At 72.9% G+C, this 19621-nt stretch carries 18 protein-coding genes and 1 pseudogene; 6 read left to right on the top strand and 13 right to left on the bottom strand.

Annotated features, from left to right (window positions below):
• Positions 1 to 5: 5 nt before the first annotated feature.
• The gene (locus tag ACLGIH_RS03520) at positions 6 to 503 is read right to left on the bottom strand and encodes an FBP domain-containing protein (protein WP_416529273.1); all 498 of its coding nucleotides are present in this window, start codon (positions 501 to 503) and stop codon (positions 6 to 8) included.
• Positions 504 to 652: 149 nt separating this feature from the next.
• Here ACLGIH_RS03520 and ACLGIH_RS03515 point away from each other — a divergent pair.
• Positions 653 to 790 (top strand): annotated as a pseudogene (locus ACLGIH_RS03515) (sugar kinase); the annotation flags it as partial.
• A gap of 85 nt (positions 791 to 875) precedes the next feature.
• Entirely contained in the window at positions 876 to 1193 is a 318-nt protein-coding gene (locus tag ACLGIH_RS03510) for a hypothetical protein (protein ID WP_416523731.1), read from the top strand.
• Between the two features lie 151 nt (positions 1194 to 1344).
• Here the strand turns inward: ACLGIH_RS03510 and ACLGIH_RS03505 are convergent, their stop codons facing one another.
• The 4 genes from ACLGIH_RS03505 to ACLGIH_RS03490 form a co-directional block, all read right to left on the bottom strand.
• Positions 1345 to 2376 (bottom strand): SDR family oxidoreductase, encoded by a 1032-nt coding sequence (locus tag ACLGIH_RS03505; protein ID WP_416523730.1) that lies wholly within the window; start codon positions 2374 to 2376, stop codon positions 1345 to 1347.
• Between the two features lie 335 nt (positions 2377 to 2711).
• On the bottom strand, positions 2712 to 3908 hold the full coding sequence (locus ACLGIH_RS03500) for an FUSC family protein (RefSeq protein ID WP_416529272.1): 1197 nt from the start codon (positions 3906 to 3908) through the stop codon (positions 2712 to 2714).
• 242 nt (positions 3909 to 4150) lie between these two features.
• Positions 4151 to 4807, bottom strand: a complete 657-nt coding sequence (locus ACLGIH_RS03495; protein WP_416523729.1) for an HAD family hydrolase — start codon at positions 4805 to 4807, stop codon at positions 4151 to 4153.
• 53 nt (positions 4808 to 4860) lie between these two features.
• Positions 4861 to 5898 (bottom strand): PHP domain-containing protein, encoded by a 1038-nt coding sequence (locus ACLGIH_RS03490; protein ID WP_416523728.1) that lies wholly within the window; start codon positions 5896 to 5898, stop codon positions 4861 to 4863.
• A 141-nt stretch (positions 5899 to 6039) separates the two neighbouring features.
• Here ACLGIH_RS03490 and ACLGIH_RS03485 point away from each other — a divergent pair, with 141 nt between their 5' ends.
• The 3 genes from ACLGIH_RS03485 to ACLGIH_RS03475 all read left to right on the top strand — a co-directional run bounded on the left by ACLGIH_RS03485 (position 6040) and on the right by ACLGIH_RS03475 (position 7978).
• Entirely contained in the window at positions 6040 to 6849 is an 810-nt protein-coding gene (locus ACLGIH_RS03485; RefSeq protein WP_416523727.1) for an SDR family oxidoreductase, read from the top strand.
• A 111-nt stretch (positions 6850 to 6960) separates the two neighbouring features.
• Complete coding sequence (locus tag ACLGIH_RS03480) at positions 6961 to 7197, top strand: hypothetical protein (protein ID WP_416523726.1); 237 nt, start codon at positions 6961 to 6963, stop codon at positions 7195 to 7197.
• Positions 7198 to 7435: 238 nt separating this feature from the next.
• Positions 7436 to 7978, top strand: coding sequence for an Lrp/AsnC family transcriptional regulator (locus ACLGIH_RS03475; RefSeq protein WP_416523725.1), 543 nt, complete (start codon positions 7436 to 7438; stop codon positions 7976 to 7978).
• Between the two features lie 7 nt (positions 7979 to 7985).
• Here the strand turns inward: ACLGIH_RS03475 and ACLGIH_RS03470 are convergent, their stop codons facing one another.
• The 7 genes from ACLGIH_RS03470 to ACLGIH_RS03440 form a co-directional block, all read right to left on the bottom strand.
• Positions 7986 to 9155, bottom strand: a complete 1170-nt coding sequence (locus tag ACLGIH_RS03470) for an aminotransferase class I/II-fold pyridoxal phosphate-dependent enzyme (protein ID WP_416523724.1) — start codon at positions 9153 to 9155, stop codon at positions 7986 to 7988.
• A gap of 176 nt (positions 9156 to 9331) precedes the next feature.
• Positions 9332 to 10546 carry a cytochrome P450 gene (locus tag ACLGIH_RS03465; protein WP_416523723.1) on the bottom strand — a complete coding sequence of 405 codons (1215 nt, stop codon included), beginning with the start codon at positions 10544 to 10546 and terminating at the stop codon, positions 9332 to 9334.
• Positions 10543 to 12495, bottom strand: a complete 1953-nt coding sequence (locus tag ACLGIH_RS03460; RefSeq protein ID WP_416523722.1) for an amino acid adenylation domain-containing protein — start codon at positions 12493 to 12495, stop codon at positions 10543 to 10545. The genes ACLGIH_RS03465 and ACLGIH_RS03460 overlap by 4 nt, the downstream gene beginning before the upstream one ends.
• 61 nt (positions 12496 to 12556) lie before the next feature.
• Entirely contained in the window at positions 12557 to 13729 is a 1173-nt protein-coding gene (locus tag ACLGIH_RS03455) for a pyridoxal phosphate-dependent aminotransferase (RefSeq protein WP_416523721.1), read from the bottom strand.
• Entirely contained in the window at positions 13726 to 14361 is a 636-nt protein-coding gene (gene leuD, locus ACLGIH_RS03450) for a 3-isopropylmalate dehydratase small subunit (protein ID WP_416529271.1), read from the bottom strand. Before leuD ends, ACLGIH_RS03455 begins: the two co-directional genes overlap by 4 nt.
• A 17-nt stretch (positions 14362 to 14378) precedes the next feature.
• Positions 14379 to 15791: a 3-isopropylmalate dehydratase large subunit gene (leuC, locus tag ACLGIH_RS03445; protein WP_416523720.1), complete on the bottom strand. Its 1413-nt coding sequence runs from the start codon at positions 15789 to 15791 to the stop codon at positions 14379 to 14381.
• Positions 15791 to 16978 carry a LeuA family protein gene (locus ACLGIH_RS03440; RefSeq protein ID WP_416523719.1) on the bottom strand — a complete coding sequence of 396 codons (1188 nt, stop codon included), beginning with the start codon at positions 16976 to 16978 and terminating at the stop codon, positions 15791 to 15793. Before ACLGIH_RS03440 ends, leuC begins: the two co-directional genes overlap by 1 nt.
• A gap of 623 nt (positions 16979 to 17601) precedes the next feature.
• Here ACLGIH_RS03440 and ACLGIH_RS03435 point away from each other — a divergent pair.
• On the top strand, positions 17602 to 18294 hold the full coding sequence (locus tag ACLGIH_RS03435) for a thioesterase II family protein (protein WP_416523718.1): 693 nt from the start codon (positions 17602 to 17604) through the stop codon (positions 18292 to 18294).
• On the opposite strand, the gene ACLGIH_RS03430 is transcribed toward ACLGIH_RS03435, so the two are convergent.
• Positions 18207 to 19559 carry an APC family permease gene (locus tag ACLGIH_RS03430; RefSeq protein ID WP_416523717.1) on the bottom strand — a complete coding sequence of 451 codons (1353 nt, stop codon included), beginning with the start codon at positions 19557 to 19559 and terminating at the stop codon, positions 18207 to 18209. The two genes, ACLGIH_RS03435 and ACLGIH_RS03430, sit on opposite strands and share 88 nt — an antisense overlap.
• Positions 19560 to 19621: the final 62 nt, after the last annotated feature.

Here is a 19621-nt window from a genome sequence, read left to right as displayed (position 1 = left end):
CCTGGCTAGGAGCCGGCCACCTTGTCCAGGAACGCGGACAGGTTGCCCGTCGTCCGGGCGACCTGCTCCTCCAGGGTGAGGCTCTCCTCGTACCGGGGGCCGGACCCCGGCACCTTCTTGCCGCGCAGGTAGAGGGAGCAGGCGAGGTCGGTGCAGATGTACACGCCGACGGAGTTCCCCTCGCGGCCCGCCGGGCCGGCCCTGCGCGCGGTCATCAGCGACACGCCGCCGCGCGGATGGGACGTCAGGCACAGCGAGCACATGCTGCGGCGGAAGAACCCGGGCCGGACGGGCTGGAACCGCAGCGCCACTCCGGCGAGACCGTTCTCCCGTTCGGTCACCAGATAGCTGCGGTCCGGCGCCCCGGGGTCCCGCCAGCCGAGGAAGTCCAGGTCCGCCCACGGCAGCTCACCGAGGTCCCGGGGCACGGCCAGGCGCTTGGCCTCCCCCTTCGAGCAGTTGATGAACGAGTTGCGGATGTCCGGCTCGGTGAGGGGTCGCATGACGGCTCCGGTGCGGGGTCGGGGGAAGAGGCCCTCCAAAAAACCTAGGGCCTCTAGTTTTCTCAGGTTAAGCAGTCTCCGCCGAAGGGGGCCAGTGAATTTCCCGGCCGTACATTCACGTGGTGAATCAAGCAATGGGTGAAGTCGCGCCCGGCGGTGTCACCGTCGGTGCGGCGATCCTGCCGCTCGCCGACTTCTTCGCCCGCGGCGGCCGGCGCCCCGAGCCCGCGCCCGAGTATCTGCTGCCGGCCTGGCGCACGGCACTGCGGGAGCGGGCCCCGGGCTGAGGTTTCGCCGGTCGGTGCGGAGGTACCCGGTGTCGCTCGCGCGGCCGGAACCGCCGGGTGAGCGGACGACAGGAGGGAGAGCGCCGTGACCGACCACCGCGCCGAAGGCCCGGGCGAGAGCGGTGACCCGATCCCCCGGGACATGCCGGACCAGCAGGCCCACGCCGGGGAGGATCCCTGGGAGGTGGCCCCCGGCCTGGCGGCCCGCGGTGATGTCGAGGACGCCGGGGACGCCGAGGCCACGGACGACGCCGCAGGCGCCGACGACGACGGTTCCGCCGAACGGGCCGGGCCCGCGGAGGACGTTCCCGACACGGACGAGGCCGGCACGGGCCGCCAGGGGGAGCGGCAGACGGGTGCCGTGCACCCCGAGCACCCCGCGCCCGACGAGTCGTCCGCCTGACAGACGTCCAGCGGGCGACTCCTCTGCTCTCGGTCTCGGGCGGCCGGGCTCGCGGGCCGAGCGCCGCTCGCGGATGACGGCCGGGCGCCGCTCGCGGATGACGGCCGGCGACGACGGTCGGCGCGGCGACGGTCGGCACGGCCGCTCGGGGTCAGCCGAGCTTCCGCCCCCGCAGCGGCTCCGTCGGTGCCCCCGCGCCCTGCTGCAGGCCCTGGAGGAACTCCTCCAGCACCTCGGTGGCCGTGCGTTCCGGGCGCCAGCCCAGTTCGGCACGCGCGCGCGTGCAGTCCATCAGGGGCAGCCGCAGCACCGCGTCGAACAGATGCGGCGACGCGGGCAGCAGATGCAGCCCCCACGCGGCGGCGATCGCCGAGCGGGCCGCGGTGCGCGGCAGCCGGACCGGGCGGGCACCGGTCAGCTCGCTCAGCAGGCCGGCGTCGACGGGCGGCTCGGCCGCCAGGTTGAACGGGCCGCGGGCGTCGTCGGAGCGCGCCGCCAGCCGGTAGGCGTTCGCGGCGTCGTCGGTGTGCAGCGCCTGCACCCGCAGCCCCGGAACGTCCGGCAGGAAGGGCAGCAGTTCGGGCCGGGCCAGCGGGCCGGGCAGGAACCTGCCGCCGAAGATGCGCCGCTGCTCGCTCGCCGACTCCCGTTTGAACAGGAAGGCGGGCCGCATCCGCACCACCCGGATACCGGGGTGGTCGCGCTCGAAGGTGTCCAGCGCCCGCTCCAGATAGGCCTTCTCCCGGCAGTAGGCGGCGTCCGGCCAGCCGTGCGTCGGCCACGACTCGTCCACGGCGTGGTCCTTCGGCCCCGGCGAGTAGGCCCCGACCGAGGACGCGTGCACCAGCGCCGGTACGCCGGCCGTGGCCACCGCCTCGAACACCCGGATGGAGCCGAGCACGTTGGTGCGCCAGGTCGTCGCCGGATCGTGCGTCGGCTGGAACGCCCAGGCCAGATGGATCACCGCGTCGGCGCCCGAGAAGTGTCCGACGAGATCGGCCCGATCGGAGGTCACGTCGACCGCCGACCACTCCGTCTTCGGGGGCTGCCACTCGGGGAGCCGCCGGGCGAGCCCCACCACCGACCCGACTTCCGGGTCCTCCGAGAGGAGACGCACCACGCTGCTGCCCACGTTTCCGGTGGCGCCCGTGACCACGATCCTGCTGCCCGTTGTGCTGCTCACCATCCGCTCCTCTCGGCCGTTGCTCGGCGGAGGTCACCGGGTACCCCTCGGCCGCGGGCATGCACGCGGACGGGAAGACGGCCGGGAAAGCGGGTGGGAAGGCGGACAGAAGAGTGCCCCGACCGGACGGGGGGATCACGGTCGGGGCCGACTGGTGGTGGATACGGACGGCGGTCGCCTCTCGGCGAAAGGCTGCACGGGGCTTCAGCCGAACGATCGTCCCTGTGCGCCATGGGTGAGGCCCGGGGACACTGTCCCATCCGTACCCGCGCCCCGTTCAACGGTGCACGACCTGTGGGTGTTCCATGGTCTGTCGCGTTTTGCGGTGATGTGCGTCACCGCTCCCGTGCGTCGGGAAGGGCCTCCGCGCCCGTGCCGTCCCCGGCGCGCCCTGCGGTCCCGGCCTCCTCGGCGCCGTCCGCCGGGAGGGTCTCGGCCCAGATGTTCTCGGCCTCCAGCAGCAGCGTGCCAAGGACCGTGGCCTGCGCGGCGCCCCGGCCGGCTTGCTCCCGCAGCCCCTCCTGGAGCCGCTGGTGCAGGTCGTCCATCGTCTCCCGCGTCGTCCCGTCCGGCTGGGCGTCCACCACCTCGCCCACCAGCCGGTCGGCCTCCACCCGGCAGGAGTCGCCGATCAGCTCCAGCAGCCTCGCGTACTGCTCCAGCACCGGCCCCTCCGGCGGGGTGGGCGTCCGCCGCTCGTCGGCCGCCACCGCGAGGGCCCGGGTGAGCGACGAGACCTGTCCGGTGATCCTGCTCCACCGCTGGTCCTCCTGCTCGGGCGGCAGGGCGGAGGGAATCCGGTGCAGGGCGCGCAGCGGGGCGTAGGTCAGGCGCAGGCTCTCCCGGCTCCAGGAGCGGGCCGACTCCAGTGCCTTCAGCCGCCGCTGCAGCCGCCCGGAGGCGCGCGACCACTCGGCGGCGGTCTGTTCGTCCCATCCGCCCTCCCGCAGGTCGTCGGCGATGACCGCCAGGACGTCGCCCGTCTCCCGGGCGAGTGCCGTGAGGTTCTCCCGGACGTCCCGCAGATGGATCGGCGGCAGCACCAGCGCGTTGACGGCCACGCCGATCACCGCGCCGAGCGCCGCCTGCCCCAGCCGGTGCCCGACCGCGGCGGCCGAGACGGTGCCCGCGGTGAGGGTGAACAGCGCCGTGGTGGCCGCGTAGATGCCCTGGTTGCCGAAGCGCGGCCAGTTCGCGATCAGCATCAGCAGCGGCAGGGAGACGACCAGCGCCCCGGTGTTGTCGTCGGTGACCGCCTGGGCTCCCGAGGCCAGGAGTGTTCCCGCGCAGATGGCCGCGAACAGCTGCGTCCCCTGCCGCAGCGAGCTGTAGACGGTGGCCTGCACCAGGACCACCGCCACCCAGGGCGCCATCAGCGCCATCGGATCGTCCATCCAGGCGCCGCCCACCAACCAGGCGAGCAGTCCCGCCGCCGCGGCCTTCAGCGACTGTTTGACCAGGTCGCGCTCCCGTCCCGGCCCCCGCCAGGCCGAACAGGCGGCCTGGCCGATCCCGCGGGCGTCCTGCCGCACCGCGTCCAGCGGGCTCAGGCCCTGCACCGCCTGCCCGGCCGCCCGCGCCCAGCGCAGCACCCGGCCCGGCGCGTCCCCGCTCCGGCCGTCCTGACCGCCTTGGCCGCTCCGGCCGTCCTGGCCGACCTGACCGCCTTGGCCGCTCTCGCCGCCCTGCCGCTCTCGCCGTCCGGCCCGGCGTTCGTCGTGCCCCGCCAAGTCGTTCTCCTCCGTCACGCCCGTTGCGTCGTCGACCGGATGCCTCACGCGAGCGGGCTGCCGGACAGCGACGCCAGCAGGTCGGCCGGATCGGCGTAGACCGCCTCGGCACCGGCCCGCTCCAGGTCGGCGCGCGGGATGCCGCCGCTCAGGACGGCCACGCAGCGCACCCCGGCCCGGCTGCCCGCCCGCATGTCCCAGACGGTGTCGCCCACGAACACCGCCCGCTCGGCGGGCGCTCCGACCAGTTCCAGCGCGTGCGCCACCGGCTCGGGCGCGGGCTTGCCCGCCTCGACGTCGTCGGCGCTCGCCGTGGCGGTGATCGCGTCGTCCGCGTCGATCGCCCGGCGCAGCGCGCTCAGTTCCGCGCCGCCCGCCGAGGTGGCCAGCACCACCTGCCAGCCGTCCCCGGCCAGGCGCCGCAGCAGCCAGCCGGCGTCCCGCAGCGCGGGCAGCCGGTCGAAGTACTGGCCGTACAGCGCCTTGTGCGCGGCGCTCAGCGCGGCGTCCTGCTCCGTGTCCCGGTCGTCGCCCAGCAGGTGGGCGATCAGATCGGTGGAGGACAGGCCCACGGCCCGGTGGACGGCGTGCATCGGCACGGTGTGGCCGGCCTGCCGGAGCGCCTCCCACCAGGTCACCACGTGCAGATGATTGGTGTCGACGAGAGTCCCGTCGACGTCGAACACGGCCGCCCGTTCCATGCACCGGTCCCTTCCTTGTGTCCTCGGATCACGTTCGGCGCCCGGGTACCACGTCAACCGTCCGCCACTCCGGACGGCGTACGGCCGTGCCGCGTCCAGGCCAGCAGGTCGTCCAGCGGCCACGTGGTCACGATCCGCTCGGCGGGCACCCCGCACTCCTCCGCCCGGGCGCACCCGTGGACCTGCCAGTCGAGCTGGCCGGGCGCGTGCGCGTCGGTGTCGATCGAGAACAGCACACCGGCCTCCACCGCCCGGCGCAGCAGCCGCCGCGGCGGGTCGAGCCGCTCGGGCCGGCTGTTGATCTCCAGGGCGGTGCCCGACTCGGCGCAGGCCGCGAACACCGCGTCCGCGTCGAACTCCGACTCCGGCCGCCCCCGCCCGGTCAGCAGCCGGCCCGTGCAGTGGCCCAGGATGTCGGCGTGCGGATCGCGTACGGCGGCCACCATGCGGCGGGTCATCGAGCGGGCGTCCATCCGCAGCTTGGAGTGGACCGACACCACCACGACGTCCAGCTGGTCGAGCAGGTCCGGCTCCTGGTCCAGCGAGCCGTCCTCGAGGATGTCGCACTCGATGCCGGTGAGCAGCCGGAACGGCGCCCACGTCGCGTTGAGCTCCGCCACCACGTCCAGCTGCTCGCGCAGCCGGTCGGCGGACAGGCCGCGGGCCACCGTCAGCCGCGGCGAGTGGTCGGTGAGCGCAGCCCACTCGTGCCCCAGTGCCGCCGCGGCCCGGCCCATCTCCTCGATCGGGCTCCCGCCGTCCGACCAGTCGGAGTGCAGATGGCAGTCGCCGCGCAGCCGCGCCCGCAGCTCCGCACCGCCCCCGGCGAGCGGGGCGTCCGCCTCGCTCTCCAGTTTCCGCAGGTAGCCGGGCACCTCTCCGGTCAGCGCCTCGTGCACCACCTGCGCCGTCTTCGGGCCGACCCCCTTCAGCGACTCCAGCGAACCGGCGTCCGCCCGCTGCCGCACCTCCTCCTCGGGCAGCGCGGACAGCACACGAGCCGCGGTGCGGAAGGCGCGGACGCGGTAGGCCGGCGCCAGGGACCGCTCCAGCAGAAAGGCGATCCGCTCCAGCGCCTCGACGGGATCCATCGCCACCTCCTCGGCCGCCCCGCCCCTCCAGGGTTGCCCAGCGTCCCCGGAGCCGCACGACGGAGCGCCCCGTTTGTCCGTACCGCACCCGGGTACTGCGATGCCGCGTCACCGCCGTCCCGGCCGAGGAGGAGCCCCGCCATGTCCAGCCCCAGCGCACCCGACACCAAGGTGGCCGTGATCACCGGTTCCGACTCCGGTATCGGCCGTGCCACCGCCGTACGCCTGGCCGAGGCGGGCATGGACATCGGCATCACCTGGCACAGCGACCGGGAGGGTGCCGAGCGGACCGCCGAGGAGGTCCGCGCCCACGGGCGGCGCGCCGAGACCGCCCGGGTGGACCTGACCCGGCTGCCCGAGGCCGCGGAGACCGTCGACGCGCTGTGCGAGCGCCTGGGCCGCGTGGACGTCCTGGTGAACAACGCCGGCACCGGCACCGCCACGCCCTTCCTCGACCTGGCGCTGGAGGACCTGCGGCACGTGCTGGACGTCGACCTGGCCGGACCGTTCCTGTGCGGGCAGAAGGCCGCCCGGCGCATGATCCGGCAGGGTGACGGCGGCCGGATCGTCAATGTGACGTCCGTCCACGAGCACCAGCCGCGGGTGGGCGCCGCCCCCTACTGCGCGGCCAAGGGCGGCCTCGGCCTGCTCACCCAGGTGATGGCGATCGAACTCGCCGAGCACGGCATCACCGTCAACGCGGTCGCCCCGGGCGAGATCGCCACGCCCATGACCGGACAGGAGGACACCGACCCGCACACCGAGCGCCGCCCCGGAGTGCCGCTGGGCCGGCCCGGCGACGCCCGCGAGGTCGCCGCCGTCATCGCCTTCCTCGCCGGGCCGGACGCCTCCTACGTCACCGGCGCGTCCTGGAGCGTCGACGGCGGCATGCTGCGCATGGGCCCGATGGCCGGATCTCATCTGACCGCCGACGACTGGCGGCGCCCCTGATCCGGGCGCCGGCTGACCCGGCCGTCGGCGCGAGTGCGCGTCGTCGCAGGTCGGCGAGGTGCGGGCGGCGTACAAAGCCATGAGCGGCCATCCGGCTCTACCCTCGATTGCATGACCGAAATCGCGAGCCCGCACATCGCCCGTCCGCGGATCCTGGTGCTCGGGGTTCAGCCGGGGACTCCGCCGTTCCGGATCGTCGAGATCGACGGCCAGGTCGTCGGTGAGGCGAGGGCCGTCACCGACGTTCTGGAGGCCGCCGCCGCGTTCGGCATCACCGTCCACGACCTGGACGACCCGGACGTGGTCCGCTGGGTGGGCGGGGACAAGTTCACCTGGAAACCGCGCTAGCCCCTTCCCCCCCCGGCGACGCAGGCGCCTGGTCGGCCCGGCGCACGGGGCCCCGGGCCGGGCACGATGACGCCGAGGTGCCCGAGGCCCTCCTCGGAACGCGGCGGCTTCCGTCCGCATGGCCTTTCGCCCCGGCAGCGGCCGGGTGTCGACCACTTCCCGCGCGTACTGATCCGATGGCCGCCAACGTGCCCCGCTCGCCGAACAGTTGAAGTAGTTGCATGCCACAATGGATCGCATGGACGAACTTGATTCGGCGATCATCCGCCACCTCCAGCTGAACGCTCGGCAGTCCAACCGCGAACTGGCCCGCCAGATCGGAGTGGCTCCGTCCACGTCGCTCGAACGCGTGCGCTCCCTGGAGGAGCGGGGGGTGATCACCGGCTACCGCGCGGAACTGAACCTCGCCGCGCTGAACCGGCACTACCAGGCGTTCGTCGCCGCACAGGTCAGACCGCTCAGCCGCACGGTCATCACCTCCTTCCAGGAGGCGGTCGCCAAACTCCCGGAAGTCGTCGGCGTCTTCGTCGTCGCCGGCGGTGACGACTTCCTCATCCACGTCGCCGTCCAGAACAACGAGGCCCTGCACGCGTTCCTCATGGACCGGCTCAGCCAGCGGCGCGAGGTCGTGGGCTTCCGGACGATCGTCATCTTCCAGCACGCCCCCACCTCGCTGCTGTCCGCGCTGCCGGAGGCGAACGCCGCGTCCGCGTCCGACTCCGCGCCCGGCCGCGCAGCGGGGCGGACGAAAGGCGCCGGCCGTACGCCCGTGAACGGCTGACGAGCCGTCAGCGCGCGGCCACCAGGCGGGTCACCGCCTCCTCCACCACGTCCCCGCCCTTGCAGAAACCGAACCGCACGAGCCAGTCGGGGCTGCCGGCGCTCTGGTAGAAGGCGCTCGTCGGCACCGCCACCACCCCGGCGCGCGCCGGGAGCTCACGGCAGAAGCGGGTGCCGTCGTCGTACCCCCAGGGCCGGACGTCGGCCTGCACGAAGTAGCCGCCCTGACCGGGAAGGGCGGGCAGCCCCGCCTTCCCCAGGCCCTCGCACAGCCGGTCCCGGTTCTCCTGCAGCCGGTCGCGCAACCCGCTCACCCAGGACATCCCGGAGGTGAGCATGGCGGCCACGGCCACCTGGAACGGCGTACCGGACGCGTACGTCAGGAACTGCTTGGCCGAGGCCACCGCCGCCACCAGCGGCGCGGGGCCGCAGGCCCACCCGACCTTCCAGCCGGTGACGTTGAGCGACTTGCCGGCCGAGGAGATCACCAGCGTGCGCTCGCGCATGCCCGGCAGCGAGGCGATGGAGACATGGCGGACACCGTCGTACACCAGGTGCTCGTACACCTCGTCCGTGACGACCGTCAGGTCGTGTTCCTCGCAGACCGCGGCGATCTGCGTCAGCTCTTCGCGGGTGAAGACCTTTCCGGTGGGGTTGTGCGGCGAGTTGAGCAGGAGCACGCGGGTGCGCGGGCCGACCGCGCGGCGCAGGGCGTCGGGATCGAGGACGAATCCGTCCGCGGTGACGGCCAGCGGAGCGGCGGTCACCCGGGCGCCCGCCATCCGGGCCGCCGCCGGGTAGGCGTCGTAGCAGGGGTCGAAGGTGAGGACGGTGTCGCCCGGGTCGCAGAAGGCCAGCAGCGCCGAGGCGACGGCCTCGGTGGCACCGGTGGTGACCAGCACCTCGTCGTCGGGGCGGTAGGAGACCCCGGTGGTCGCGAGCCGGTGGCCGGCCACCGCCTCCCTCAGCTCGGGTAGTCCGGTCGCCGGAGGGTACTGGTTGCGTCCGGCCGTGATCGCGGCCACCGCGTGGCCGAGGATCTCCGGCGGACTCGGCAGCTCCGGTACGCCCTGGCCGAGGTTGATCGAGCCGGTCCGCTCGGCGAGCCGGGTCATCTCGGTGAAGATCGACGTCCCGAAGCTGCGGGTCCGTTCCGCTGGTACCCAGCTCACGGCCATGGGGTGACACGCTCCTCGCTGTGCCGGGCCGTGTGCGGCCCGGGGTGGGGTGGGGTGGGGTGGGTTGTCGGAGGACACGGGCGGCCCGGGTGGCGGATCCGCCCGGGAGGCGGGCCGCGGGGGTCACCCGCGGCCCGGCCCGGCCGTCCGGCACCGGTGGCTGGTGGCCGCCGGTGTCAGCGCACGGTGATGGGCATGCGGGTGATGCCCTGGATGAAGTTCGACCGCAGCCGCCGGACCGGGCCGGACAGCTCCACGGTCAGCCCGGGGTCGGTCATGCGGCGGAACAGGATGCCCAGTTCCGTCTGGGCCACCATGGCCCCGATGCAGCGGTGGATACCGATGCCGTAGGTCAGGTGGCGGTTGGGGGACCGGGCGATGTCGAAGACGTCCGGGCGGTCGAACTGCGCCGGGTCCCGGTTGGCCGACACGTTCCACAGCGTGACCGAGTCGCCCTCGCGCACCTGGCGATCGCCGATGCGCAGATCGCTCGTGGCCACCCGCATCACGTAGGCGTTGGTGGAACTCCAGCGCAGAACCTCGTTGACCGCGCTGTCCATCAGGTCCGGTCGCCGCCGGAGCGCGGCGAGCTGGCCGGGATGGTCGTGGAGGGCGAGGAGTCCGGTGCACGCGGTGTACGAGGACGTCTCGTTGCCGCCGACCGCCACGTTCATGCAGTTGTAGAGGATGTCCTCCTCGGGCCACGGACGGCCGTTGCGCTCGGCCTCGATCAGGAAGCTGACCAGGTCGTCCCCGGGACGCCGCCGCCGTTCCCGGACGATCTCGGCGAAGAACTCGAAGATCTCGGCCTGGGTCACGGCCAGGCGCAAGCGCTCGTCGTCGGAGGTGTCGACGTAGACCGGATCGCGGAAACCGATCATCTTGCGGGTCAGGTCGATCAGTTCGCGCGCCTCCCGGTGGGAGAGGCCCATCATCGCCATCACCGCGCCAGCCGGCAGCTCCGGCGCGATGTCGGTGGCGAAGTCGCAGCCTCCGTCGGCCAGCGCGCGGTCCACCGCGGCGTCCACCAGTTCGGTGACCTGGCGGGCGATCCGGCCCAGGATCCGGTGGGTGAAGGCGCGGTGCACCACCTGGCGGATCTGGCGCTGTCGCGGCGGGTCGGAGGCCACCAGCATGCGCCCGGCCGACGGGTCCGCCTGGCTGCGGAAGGAACCGCCGAGCATCGGGCCGCCCTCGGAGCTGAGGCCCTCGTGATCGGTGTAGAGCCGGGCGACGTCGTCATAGCGGGTGACGGCCCAGAAGCCGCCGCCGTCGTCCGTGGTGTGCCAGTGGACGGGGTCGTTCTCCCGGAGCCAGGCCAGCATGCCGTAGTGCCGCTGCTCGACGAAGGCGTCCGCATCGGTCAGATCGATGGTCAGTACGCTGCTCATGCCGTCACCGGCTCCTCACGCCTGATGCGGATGATTCCGGCCAGGGCGCCCAGCTCGCTGGTGGCCAGGATCTCCCGCGCACTGATGTCGACCGTCAGCTCGCGCACCAGCCGTCGCTGCATGCGGAAGGCGAGCAGGGAGTTGCCGCCGAGGGCGAAGAAGTCGTCGTGGACGCCGATCTCCTCGACCGCCAGCAGCTCGCTCCACAGCTCCGCCAGGTACTTCTCCGTCTCGTCCCGCGGTGGCACATGGTCCGCCCGGTGCCGCAGGTGGTCGTCGAGTATCTCGGCGAGGCGCTTGGTGTCGCGCTTGCCGTGGTCGTTGGCGGGGATCTCCGCCACCTTGATGAGCGAGCTGGGGACCATGTAGTCGGGCATCGCCTCCTGCGCGTACGTCCGCAGGTCCTTCAGGGACACCTCGTCGTGCGGCACCACCAGCGCCACCAGATGGCGGTCGGTGCCCGTGCCCGCCGCGAGCACGGCGACCTCGCGCAGCTGCGGGTGGCGGCCGAGGATCCGCTCGGCCTCCCGCGGCTCGACCCGGTAGCCACGGATCTTGACCTGGTCGTCGGCGCGTCCCACGTACCGCAGTGCGCCGTCGGGGCCGCGGAAGACCAGGTCACCGGTGGCGTACATGCGGCCGCCCGAGGCACCGGGGGCGGGCAGGAAGCGATCGGCGGTCAGACCGGGCCGGCCGAGGTAGCCGCGGGCCACACCCGGTCCGGTGATGTGCAGTTCGCCCACCGTCCCGTCGGGCACCGGTTCCAGCCCGGAGTCCAGGACGAGCAGCTCGGTACCGACCAGGTCGCGGCCGATGGGCACGCTGTCCTCGCCTTCGGCGACACCGGTGATGCGGTGGGCCGAGCAGGCGGTGGTGCCCTCGGTGGGGCCGTAGAGGTTGTAGAACTCGCCGGAGAAGGAGCCGGAGAGCAGCTGGCGGCAGGCTTCGGGCAGGATGACGTCGCCGCCGGTGTGCAGCACCCGGAGCGTGGCGAACGCGTCGCGGTCCTCCTTGACCACGTGGTTGAGCGCCATGGTCGGGACGAGCATCGCCGTGATGCGCCGGCGCCGCAGTTCCCGGCCGATGTCGCCGGTGAGCAGGTCCGGCATCGTCGGCAGCACGACGATCTCCGCGCCCCCGGCGAACGCGCACCAGGTCTCGAAGTGGAACGCGTCGAAGGACAGGCTGGAGACGTGCCCGACCCGGTCCTGCGGCGTCAGCGCGGGCAGCGCCGGGTTGGTCGCGAAGTGCACGATGTTGCGGTGCTCCAGCACCACGCCCTTGGGCGTGCCGGACGAACCGGAGGTGAACAGCAGGCAGGCGGCGTCCTCCTGGTGGACGCCGGGCAGCGGTGCCCGTGGCTCGGCCAGGCCGTCGAGGCCGTACTCCCACACGTCCGTGCCGGCCGCGCCGGCCCCCGCGCTCTCCCCGGGATCGGTGACCACCAGGGCCGGGCGGCTCTCGGTGAGCATCAGGTCGCGGCGCGCGTCGGGGTAGCGGGTGTCGACCGGGACGTAGGCGGCGCCCGCCTTGAGGATGCCCAGCAGGGTGACGAAGACGGGGACTCCGCGCCGCAGGTGGTAGGCGACACGGTGCTCCGGGCCGACTCCCCGCTCGCGCAGCAGGGCGGCGACGAGGTCGGAGCGCCGGTCGAGTTCGGCGTAGCTGAGGGAGGTCGTGTCGTCGCTGACGGCGGGCCGGTCCGGGTGGCGTCGTGCCGTGTTCCCGAACAGCTCGACCAAGGTGCCGGGACTGCCGGGCGGCACGGCGGGCAGGTCGCGCCCGTCGGCGGTGAGGGTGTCGGCGTGGGCGACGCACTCCTCGCGTGTGCCGTCGAAGCCGGTCGGCTGCCATCCGGGGGGCAGCGGCCGGCCCGAGGGCCACACACTCGGCGTGCCGTCGTCAGCACGGACCAGGCGGTACAGGGCGGTGGCAGTCTCTGCCGTCACAGGTTTCTCCTTGCCGGAACGGGATCGGCGGGGCTCCGTGGAGGTCGGCTCACGGGCGTCCCTACAGGCCGTCGGCCAATCGGTGTTCCGCCTCCTGGAGCACCTCGGTGCTCTTGTTGAAGGCGATGCGGACGTGGCCGGAGTCGGTGGTGTGGTCGCGGAAGAAGCAGCGTCCGGGCACGACGAGGACGCGGCGCCGGGTGGCGAGCCGCCGTACGAAGGTCTCGCAGTCCTCGTCGGTGATCTGACGGATGTCGGCCATGATGTAGCAGCCGCCCTCCGGGGCCCGGCAGGGCAGCCCGGCCGCGGTGAACAGGGCGACCGTCCGGTCGCGCAGCTCCTGCAGGCGCGCGGCCGGCTGCCAGGAGGTGTCCCGCAGGACACCGGAGGCGGCGACCGCCCGCTGGAGCGGTCCGGTGGCGCTGAAGCTGGTGGCGAGGTGCACCGCGCGCAGCCGCTCGGTCAGCTGCGGGCAGGCACGCAGGTGCCCGATCCGCCAGCCGCTGAGCGCGTACGCCTTCGACAGGCTGCCGATGACGATGCTGCGGTCCCGCAGGCCCGGCACCTCGGCGGCGGACACGTGCGGGGCGCCGTCGTAGACGAACGGCGCGTACACCTCGTCGGAGATGAGGGTCACGTTCCACTTCTCGCAGAGCGCGGCCAGCTCCTCCAGCTCGGGCCGGGTGAGCGTCCGGCCGGTGGGATTGGCCGGGGAGTTGATCACCACGGCACGGGTGCGGGGCCCGAACGCGGACGCCAGTTCCTGCGGATCCCAGCGCCAGTCGGGTGCCCGCAGGCCCACGAACCGGGGGACGCCTCCGGCCAGGGCCAGCGCGGCGAGGAAGTTCTCGTAGAACGGTTCGAGGAACACCACCTCGTCGCCGGGATCGACGGTGGCCAGCATGGCCACGCTCAGCGCCTCCGAGGCGCCGGTGGTGATGGTCAGTTCGGTCCGCGGGTCGGGGCGGCCCGGCAGGGTGGCCGCGATCTGCTCGCGGAGCGAAAGGTTTCCGCTGGTGTCCTCGTACTGGTTGTCGCCGTGCAGCAGCTGTTCGGCGGCGGCCTCCAGGGCGTCCCGCGGCGGCAGGGGCGTGCCGGGGACCCCGCCCGCCAGGTCCAGGGCGCCCAGTTCCCGGCCCAGGTGGAGGAGCTGGGCGAGGGCGCCGGCCGGCAGGGCGCCGACACGCGCGGCGCCCCGGGGCAGCGCACCGGACGGCGCGAGGGCTGTGGTCATGTCGCCTCCTTCGGGGTGCGGCCGGAGCCGGCGGCCTCGTGGTCCGGACGGACCGAGGGCAGCCAGTGCGGCCGTGACCTCTCGTACGCGGTGATGGACTCGGCCTTGCGCAGGGTGACGGCGATGTCGTCGTACCCGTTGAGCAGCAGCCACCGGGTGTGCTCGTCCAGCTCGAACTCCCAGTTGCCGCCGCCCCCTTCGACCGTGCCGGCGGCGACGTCGACGGTGACCCGGAGCGAGGGATCCCGCTCGGAGAGGGCCATCAGCGTCTCCATGGCGGTCTCCGGCAGCACGACGGCCAGCAGGCGGTTCTTGAGGGCGTTGCGCCGGAAGATGTCGCCGAACCGGGACGACAGGACGGCGACGAAACCCCAGTCGCGCAGCCCCCACACCGCGTGCTCGCGGGAACTTCCGGTGCCGAAGTCCGGACCGGCCAGCAGCACACTGGCCCCCGCCCGTTCGGGGCGTTCGAGGACGAAGCCGGGCTCGGCGCGCCAGCGGCTGAACACCGCGTCCTCGAATCCCGACTTCGTCACCCGCTTGCAGAATTCGGCGGGCATGATCTGGTCGGTGTCGACGTTGCTGCGCCGCAGCGGGACGGTGCGGCCGGTGTGCCGCACCAGGGGCCGCAGCAGGCCGGACGGTGATGTCACGTCAGGTCCCCCGGGGTCGCGAGACGTCCGGTCACCGCGGTGGCCGCGGCGACCGCGGGCGAGACCAGGTGGACGCGGGAACGTCCGCCCAGCCGCCCTTCGAAGTTGCGGTTGGAGGTGGCGGCGACCCGCTCCTGCCCGCTCGCGCGGTCCGGGTTGAGCCCGGGGCACATCGAGCACCCGGGCAGCCGCCACTCCGCTCCGGCCGCCTTGAACACCTGGTCGAGTCCTTCCTCCTCGGCCCTCAGGCGTACGTCGGCCGAGCCGGGCACCACGAGCATCCGGGTGCCGTCGGCCAGCCGCCGTCCGCGCAGTACGTCCGCCGCGGTCCGCAGGTCCTCCAGCCGGCCGTTGGTGCACGAGCCGAGGAAGACGGCGTCGACGGCTACGTCCCGCAGCGCGGTGCCGGGGGTGAGCCCCATGTACTCCAGGGCCCGGGCCGCCGCCGCGCGTTGCTCCGCGTCGGCGAACTCCTCCGGTGCGGGCACGGTGTCCTCGACGGAGACCGTCTGGCCCGGGTTGGTACCCCAGGACACCTGCGGCGACAGGGACGAGACGTCGATGGTGACGGTGCGGTCGTAGCGGGCCGCCGGGTCCGACGGCAGGGTCCGCCAGTGGGCCAGCGCCTCCTCCCGGGCGCGGCCGGCCGGAGCGTGCGGCAGGCCCGACAGATAGGCGAAGGTGACCTCGTCGGGTGCGAACATCCCCGCCCGGGCGCCGGCCTCGATGCTCATGTTGCACATCGTCATCCGGCCCTCCATGGACAGCGTCCGCAGGGCCTCGCCGCGGTACTCCAGCAGGTGCCCCTGGGCGCCTCCGGGGCCGATCCGGGCGATGAGGGCCAGGATCAGGTCCTTGGGCGTGACGTCGTCGGGCAGGGTGCCGGTGAACTCCGCCGCCATGGTGCGCGGCCGGGGCAGCGCGAGGGTCTGGGTGGCCAGCACATGCTCGACGTCGCTGGTGCCGATGCCGAACGCCAGCGCGCCGAAGGCGCCCAGCGTGGAGGTGTGGCTGTCGCCGCAGACGGCGGTCATGCCCGGCTGCACCAGGCCCAGTTGCGGGGCGACGACGTGGACGATGCCCTGCCGGGCGTGGCCCATCCGGTACAGCTGGATGCCGTGCTCGGCGCAGTTGCCGCGCAGGGTGTGAAGCTGCTGCCGGCCCACGGGGTCGTGCAGTTCCTCGGTGTCCGTCGGCACGTTGTGGTCCTCGACGGCGAGGGTCAGGTCGGGGCGCCGGACGCTCCGCCCGGTCAGCCGCAGCCCGTCGAAGGCCTGTGGCGAGGTGACCTCGTGCATCAGGTGCAGGTCGATGTAGAGCAGGTCGTCCGTACCCGCCGGGCTGTCGCCCGGACCGGCCACGCGGTGCCGGTCCCAGATCTTCTCGGCCAGGGTGCGTGGGCGTTCCATCACACCCCCGTGGGGGCGGGGGAGGGCACCGCGAGTTCGCGCGCGAGCCGTTCCCTGACCACCGAGAGCTCTTCGCAGTCCCCTCCGACGCGCTCCTCGACGTGGGAGCGGTACAGCTCCGTCAGCTTCTCCTCGCTCACCTCCACGCCGAGTTCGTCGAGCAGGTGGCGCAGGACCGAGCGGCCCGAGTGGCGGCCGATGAGGATGGAGCGCTGCCGTCCGAAGCGCGCGGGCTCGACGTACTCGTACGTGGCCGGGTTGCGCAGCACGCCCTGCTGATGGACGCCGGCGGCCGTGCCGAAGGCATAGGTGCCGAAGATCGCCTTGTTCCTCGGTTCCTCCAGCCGGATCACCTTCCGCAGCGCCGTGTACGCCTCGTACATGCCTTCCGTCCGGACGTCGGTGCGCAGGCCGAGTTCCTCGCTCTTGTAGGCGAGCAGCGCGGCGATCTCCTCGAGCGCGGTGTTGCCCGCGCGTTCACCGATGCCGCCGAGGGTCGCCTGGACCTCGTCGGCGCCGGCCTGCAGGCCGGCCACGGCGTTGGCGAGCGCCAGGCCGAAGTCGTCGTGGCAGTGGGTGGAGATACGCACGGGGGAGGGAGCCCACTCGCGGAAGGCGGCGATGAGGTCGCCGTACTCCTGCGGCGTCAGGCAGCCGGAGGTGTCACCGATGACGAAGCAGTCGGCACCCGCCTCGACGGCGCCGACGGTGATCGCGCGCAGCAGGTCGTGCTCACCGCGGCTGGCGTCCTCGATGGGCACCGACACCGAGTCGACGCCGAGACTGCGGGCGAAGGCGACGGCGTCGACGACCTCGTCCACGGCTTCCTTGCGGGTGATCTGCCGCTTGTGCTCCAGGTGCAGATCGCTGCCCGTGGCCATCACCTGGACCTCGTGGTTGCGCACCCCGCCGGCCTCGACGGCCGTCTCGATATCGGCGCGGACCGCGCGGCAGAACGTCACGAACTTCGCCCGGGTCAGGTGCTGGGATATCAGCCGGGTCGCCTTGAATTCACTGGGCGAGGACGCGGGAAACCCGGTCTCGATGGAATCCACGCCCAGCGCTTCGATACGCAGGGCCAGATCGAGTTTGTCTTCCGGGCGCATGGCGTTCGCCGGCGCCTGCTCTCCGTCTCTGAGCGTTGTGTCGAAGACCGAAACACGACGTACCGAGGATTCCTTTTGCATGGACGTCCTTCCGTCTGACAGCCGACGCGCTCGACACCCGCCCCCTGTCGGAGGGCACACGAATAACGCGCCGACAAGGCGGGATTCGGGGTCGGTGAGGGCAGGTGTGCCCAGGGAGAGATGTACGGCATAAACAGAGACTGATCCCTCAGGAATCGGTCACGCCGACGCTACCTCAAGCACTAATCGAGGTCCATCGGATTCTCTGCTGGCCCGGTCATGTTCACACCGTCTTCGTCAGTTTTTCAAGTAGGTTTGCCGTCCGGACATCGACCGAAGATGATCCCTGGATGTGACGTCTGTCGCAGGCGATCTCCTGTCGTCCGGGTGATGCGCAGCAATATCTCTCACACCGGGGGCCGGGGTCTCGCCGAGGAGAGCCGGAAAGCAAACATTCCGCGTCGGGTGGCGTATGTATTCGGCCATCGAGTGGGCAGGGGTGTGGCGGTGCCGCGGTGACTTTCCGGAATCGCTTGACATGGCCTTGGGAAAAGATGACAGAGTCGTCCTCGGTCTGAGGAAGGAGCGCACGTATGTCGAAAGCCGAGAAGAGTTATCTCCGGGTAGGGGAGCGAAATGCTCCGGTGCGCCTGCTCGCCTTTCATCACGGGGGCGGTTCCGCTTTGTCGTTCCTGCCGCTCGCCCGCGGACTGCCGGATCTGTGCGAGGCGTTCGTCTTCGAGCTGGCCGGCCGGGCCGGTGACGCGGAGCAGGCGCCGGCGGCCGATTACGCGGAGGCGTACGACCGTTTCGCCGCCGACGCGGCGGACGTCGTGGACCGCCCGGTCGTCGTCATCGGCCACAGCCTGGGAGCGCTGTTCGCCCACAACGTCGCCTGCCTGCTGCCCGATGCGCAGCGGCGACTCGTCCACACGGTGATCGTGTCCGCCTCGCGGTCGCCGGGGGCCACCGCCGAGACCGCGCCGATGCCCGACAAGCCGTTCGTGGTGCGCAGCCGCGAGTCACTGCTCGGAGAGCTGCGGACGTTCGGCGGAGTCGATCCGGAGCTGCTGGAGGACGCCGACTTCGTGGACGCGGCCGTCACCCTGCTGGGACACGACCTGCATCTGGCCGACACCTACACGCCGCCGCGGTTCGGTCCGGCCGACGTGCCGCACCAGGTCTGGTACGGCACGGAGGACGCCACGCTGCCGGAGCCGGAGCGGCTGCGGTGGGACGCCGACTGCCGCACGCCCCCCTCCCACCGGGGCTTTCCGGGCGGCCACTTCTATCTCTTCGAGCGCCCCGAGCCGGCGGCCGCACTGGGCGAGCTGGTGGCGGCAGCCGCGTCGGCCACCTCCGGGTCCCCCGCCTGAGCGGCCGGGCGGCCGGCACCGGTCCAGGGCCCGTGCCGACGCCGCCAGTACAGCGCCGCACAGGCGCCGACGGCGAGCGGCAGCAACAGCAGCCATCCGCTGAACGCCATCACCACCAGAGTGAAGACCACGGCTCCGCAGGCCGCGAACCACAGGGGCGAGCGGCGCGGCAGCAGCCGCAGCGAGGCGGCCATCCCGGCGGCGGTGACCGCGGCCAGGAACGCCGACGTGACACGCATCAGCGGATCCAGCGGGACGGTGAGCAGGGCGGCAGCGAGCGTCAGGCCGCCGGTGAGCACCGCCTGCACGGTCAGGCTGCGGCGCGGCACCTGGCCGGCGCCCCCGCCCTTGGCCAGCCAGCCTGGCAGTGCGCCGTCCCGTCCCAGCGCCGCCCCGAGCCGGGCGGCGCCGGCTATGAAGGTGTTGACCGCCCCCAGGCTCAGGCAGACGGCCGCCGCCGCCGTCAGCGGCCGCGCGGCGGAGCCGAGGCCGCGCTCCAGCAGCAGCATCAGCGGAACGTCGGACTCCCGCGCCAGTGCCCCGAGGGCGCCGATGGTGACGAACGACAGTCCGAGGTAGAGCACGCCGACGATGGTCAGGGTGATCGTGGTGGCCCTGGGCAGGTGGCGCCGGGGATCGGCGAACTCCGCGGACAGATGACTCGCCGCCTCCCACCCGCTGAAGGCGTAGAAGAGCACCACCGCCGCCGAGCCGATCGACAGCCAGCCCTCGGGCATGAAGGGCGTGAAGTGGTCCGCACTGACGTGCGGTGCGGCGAAGAGCGTGGCGCACGCCAGCAGCAGCACCAGCACGCCGACGAGCACCAGCTGCATCCGCCCGGACATCTGCAGCCCGGCGTAGTTGGCGGCGACGGCCACCGCGAGGATGACCGCGGCCGCCGCGTATCCGGCCCGCTGCGGCAGGCCGAGGACCTCGGCCACGTAGTTCCCGCCCGCCATGGCACCGGCCAGTACTCCGGGCGGCACGGCCGCGTAGAACAGCCAACCCACGCAGGCCGCGGGCCGGGGTCCGAACGCCCGGGCGACGAAGTTGGCCACCCCGCCGCCGTCGGGGTAGCGGGCGCCGAGCGCGGCGAACGTCACCGCGACGGGAACGCTCAGCAGCAGCAGGACCGCCCACGAGACCATCGAGGCCGGACCCGCCGCAGCGGCCGCCAGGGCCGGCAGCGCCAGCACCCCGGGTCCCAGGACGGCGCCGATGTACAGGGCTGTGCCCTGCCCCAGTCCGAGGCGGCCCCCGTGCATGTGTCTCCCCTTCCGCGCAGGACGATCGCGGCACTCCCCGCAGAAATGCGTGATGCGGCGAG

The sequence above is a fragment of the Streptomyces hamibioticus genome (assembly GCF_047946815.1).
Classification (GTDB): domain Bacteria; phylum Actinomycetota; class Actinomycetes; order Streptomycetales; family Streptomycetaceae; genus Streptomyces.
Note: the sequence above shows the minus strand (reverse complement) of the source record. Positions and strands in the feature narration are given on the sequence as shown.